Genomic DNA, 4053 nt, shown 5'->3' on the forward strand with positions numbered 1-4053 from the left:
TGCCGCTTTGGGTGCAGAGCTGCTCTATGAATCCGTCTCGCCTGGTCAGGAGATCGATCAGGACGCCCAGCAGCATACGCTGCGCCTTGCACCGGGCACGCAGGTGAAAGCGGTCAGAATGCTCAAGCTGCACAACGGGCCGGGCATTGAGCTGTTTGAGATGCAGGGGCCGGATCAGGATCAACCCCAGCGGGCCAGCGACTATGGCCTGCAGCACTTTGCGGTCTACACCGATGACATCGTGCAGGCGACGCAGCGCTTTGCGGAGGCGGGCGGCAAGATGTTTACCGAGCCCAAACCCCTTACCTTCCCTACCGAGTATGGCGACGGCAATCAGTTCTGCTACGGCAGCACGCCCTGGGGCGGGATCATTGAATTTATCTCTCGTCCTTCCCCTATGCCCTACGAGAAAGAGACCGCCTCGCGACGCTGGAAACCCTGATCGGGATTTCTATTTAGTCGTCAGAGATCTATGATGAGTAGATGGATAAATTAGCCGAACTTAAACGGGCCAAGCGCCTGGCCCTGTCGCTGCTGCTGATCGCCGCGGCGACCTTTGCTACCACCCTTTTTCTGCCGCCCACCCGCCTGGTAGGCGCAGTAAAGGCCGTTGCCGAAGCAGCAATGGTGGGCGCACTGGCCGACTGGTTTGCGGTAGTGGCGCTATTTCGCCGCGTGCCACTGCCCTTTATTTCTCGCCATACGGCGATCATTCCGCGTAATCAGGAGCGGATCGGCGACAATCTCGGTATCTTCGTGCAGGAGAAGTTTCTCGATACCCAGTCGCTGATCGCCCTGATTCGCCGCCACGAGCCCGCACTGATGATCGGCACCTGGTTCAGCCAGCCAGATAACGCCCGCCGCGTGGGTCAGCACCTGTTGCAGGTAATGAGCGGCTTTCTCGATCTCACCGATGATGCCCGCATCCAGAACCTGCTCAAGCGCGCCGTGCACAAGGCGATCGACAAGGTCGATCTCTCTGGCACCACCGCGCTGGTGCTGGAGAGCCTGACTAAAAACAACCGTCACCAGGTACTGCTGGACTCGCTGATCGCCCAGCTCTTAACGCTGATCCAGCGCCAGAGCACTCGCGACTTTATTGCCCACCACATTGTGCGCTGGCTGAAGACCGAGCACCCGCGTAAGGCGAAGCTGCTGCCGACCGAATGGCTGGGGGAGCAGAGCGCGGAGATGGTCTCCAGCGCGGTGAACTCCCTTCTGGATGACATCAGCCATGACCAGGCCCACCAGATCCGCCAGGCGTTCGACAAAGCCACGCTTAAGCTTATTGATCGGCTGAAGAACGACCCAGAGATGGCCGCCCGGGCGGAGAGCACCAAGACCTACCTGAAAGAGGACGAAGCGTTTAACCGCTATCTGGGCGAGCTGTGGGGCGATCTGCGCAACTGGCTGAAGACCGATATGGAGAGTGACAACTCAAAAGTGCAGCTGCGCATTGCTGAGGCCGGACAGTGGTTTGGCGAAACCCTGGTGGCGGACAGCGCCCTGCGCGCCTCATTTAATCAGCATCTTGAGCAGGCCGCCCGCAGCGTGGCCCCGGAGTTTGCCCAGTTCCTGACCCGCCACATCAGCGACACGGTCAAGAGCTGGGATGCAAAAGAGATGTCGCAGCAGATCGAGCTCAACATCGGCAAAGATCTGCAGTTTATCCGCGTCAACGGCACGCTGGTTGGCGGCACCATCGGGCTGATCCTCTGGCTCCTGTCGCAGCTGCCGGGGCTATTTGCTGGCTGATCAGGCAGGCGGCGGTATCACATAGCGCGTAGCCGGAAAGCGGTTGAGCAGCAGGTGAACCAGGAACACCAGCGTCAGGGTAATGAACAGCGACACGGTGACCGAGACGATACGGTAGAGATCGCTGAACACCAGATCCTGATTAGGGTGCATATTCTGGCCGAACATGATCCCAAGGGTGGTGATGCTGGCGAAGCCCACGCCCGCCCCCACCTTCTCCATGGTATGCAGCCGTGCACCCACCCCTAGTCCGAGACAGATCAGCGGCATCATCAGCAGCATATGGCTGCTGTGATCGTAGAGCACCAGCTGGATCAGCAGAATATAGAAGCAGCCCAGCACAACGCCGGCGATTCGCCATATTGAGCTGAGCACCGCGCCACGGTAGCTCATCGGGAAGAGACTGAGCACGCCCGCCATCAGTGCCGACAGCGAGTCGCTGAGGTTATACACCTGGAAGACGATAAAGATCACCGTTGCCACGGTGCCGGAGAGCAGAGATTCATGGCGGATGCGGGCAGCGTCTTTCTCGATAACCGGCGGGCGCATACGCGGCTCGACGTCCGGGATCAGGTAGTGCAGCAGCGCGCTCAGGCAGACCGCCATCACGCAGGCTTCAATATTTGAGAAGAACAGCACGTGCCAGTCGTTAGTGGGATAGCTCATAAAGTTGAGCATCGTGCTCTGGCACACCACCCCCATCGAACCGAAGAGAAACAGCGGCCCCTGACTCATAAAGCGAAAGCGCACCACGTACAGAGCAAAGACCACCAGCGTCATGATCACCGGCCACTGCGACAGAAAGCCGATGATCAGCACCATCTCAATGCAGTTGATGACCGAGCTGAAGATAAACTGTCTCGCCACGTGGCCATTGAAGACCGGTACCAGCGACATCAGCATCAGCGGATAGACCACAAAGAAGACGCCGTACTGAACGTTATAGAAGCTCGAAATACTCAGGGCCAGTGTCCCCGCCAGCGCAATACGCAGCGTCTGGCGGAAATCATTCGCCGAGTAGACAACCTTATCGTGAGGCGAGAAAAAGCGGGCCAGCGTACTAATAGACATAATGCAGCAAACTAACCAAGTGGATTTGCAGGCCGGAGAAGAAATGGGCAAATGGCCCTTCGCTATTGTAGAGCTGAACGGTGGCACGCGCGCCGGTCGGCAGCGGCTGCGCCAGCGGTTCATCCAGCACGACGTGGATGCGCATCCGCTGAGCATCGCGCACCCAGCGGTTAGAGGTCTCCGGCTGGGATAGCTCGCCGTTCACCGCCTCCTGACCAGCCAGTATCCCAGCGTCGCGGGAGGTCACCCGAGCATGGAACACCTGGCCCGGCAGGGCATCAAACACCACGGCGGCATCCGTGCCAGGCTTCGTGTGGCGCAGGCTCTTTTCACGGAAGTCGGCCACGATATCGGTATGGTTGCTCACCAGCGCCAGCGCTGCCGATCCGGCAGAGGCGTACCAGCCGGGACTGAGCTGCAGGTTGCTGATGGTGCCATCCGCTTCGGCGCGGATCTGCGTCCAGCCCAGGTTCAGCTGCGCCTCTTCCAGCGCGTTCTGGTACTTCTGCAGGGTAACGTTATGCGCATCATCCCGGTCGCCGCGCTGAATGTGCAGCGCGCGGATGTTTGCCTGTAGGTTACTGACCGCCTGCTCGCTGGACTGCCACGCGGTGCGTACCTTATCGAGATCCTGCTGGGAGACGTTCTGGGTGGTGCTCAGGCGCTGATAGCGATCAAAGGTGGCTTTATCGTTGCGGGCGGTAAGCTGGGCGCTGGTCAGGCTCGCCTGCGAGGCGGAGATCTGCGCATCCAACTGCTGGTTGGTCAGATGCGCCTGCCGCAGTGCAATCTGCGCCGCCTCCACGCGGTTGATAAACGGCGTACGGTCCAGCTCAAACAGCAGATCGCCCTTCTTCACCTGGCTGTTGTTATGCACATAGACCTGGGCGACATAGCCCGAGACGCGGGCGGAAACGGGCGATACTACGCGCATTACGGTGGAGTCCGGCGTTAGCGGGATCCAGATATCCGCAACGATAAAATAGATAAACATCAGCAGGAAAGAGGCAATACTGACCCTTACCCAGCGGGCGAATTTTTGTTCAGGCGTCATCATAATTATTATGTCTTACGGTGTTAGTGCAGGTGATGCAGCGGCGCACCAGGCATGCCAGCGGCGTCGGTTGACAAAAGCGGGGTAAGCTAATGCTTATCAGGGAAACTATCAAGAAATGAACAGGTAAAGAGCATGGAATGCGAAAGGCCTGCCCCTGCTAATTCTTATAG

General features: G+C 58.9%; 4 protein-coding genes. 2 read left to right on the top strand and 2 right to left on the bottom strand.

Annotated elements, in window-relative coordinates; all coding sequences use genetic code 11:
* Positions 1-442, top strand: a 442-nt coding sequence (locus FN633_RS17595) for a VOC family protein (RefSeq protein WP_154058986.1), incomplete at its 5' end; no start/stop codon positions are given.
* A 41-nt stretch (positions 443-483) separates the two neighbouring features.
* Positions 484-1755, top strand: a complete 1272-nt coding sequence (locus tag FN633_RS17600) for a DUF445 domain-containing protein (RefSeq protein WP_154058647.1) — start codon at positions 484-486, stop codon at positions 1753-1755.
* On the opposite strand, the gene FN633_RS17605 is transcribed toward FN633_RS17600, so the two are convergent.
* Positions 1756-2826: a DUF2955 domain-containing protein gene (locus FN633_RS17605; protein ID WP_154058649.1), complete on the bottom strand. Its 1071-nt coding sequence runs from the start codon at positions 2824-2826 to the stop codon at positions 1756-1758.
* Positions 2816-3883: an HlyD family secretion protein gene (locus tag FN633_RS17610; RefSeq protein ID WP_154058651.1), complete on the bottom strand. Its 1068-nt coding sequence runs from the start codon at positions 3881-3883 to the stop codon at positions 2816-2818. The genes FN633_RS17605 and FN633_RS17610 overlap by 11 nt, the downstream gene beginning before the upstream one ends.
* Positions 3884-4053: the final 170 nt, after the last annotated feature.

The sequence above is a fragment of the Pseudescherichia vulneris genome (genome assembly GCF_902164725.1).
GTDB classification, from domain to species: Bacteria; Pseudomonadota; Gammaproteobacteria; order Enterobacterales; family Enterobacteriaceae; genus Pseudescherichia; species Pseudescherichia vulneris.

Coding starts and splice junctions, on each gene's coding strand:
- FN633_RS17610 (WP_154058651.1), bottom strand. CDS start 3,883: ATGATGACGCCTGAACAAAAATTCGCCCGCTGGGTAAGGGTCAGTATT.
- FN633_RS17605 (WP_154058649.1), bottom strand. CDS start 2,826: ATGTCTATTAGTACGCTGGCCCGCTTTTTCTCGCCTCACGATAAGGTT.
- FN633_RS17600 (WP_154058647.1), top strand. CDS start 484: ATGGATAAATTAGCCGAACTTAAACGGGCCAAGCGCCTGGCCCTGTCG.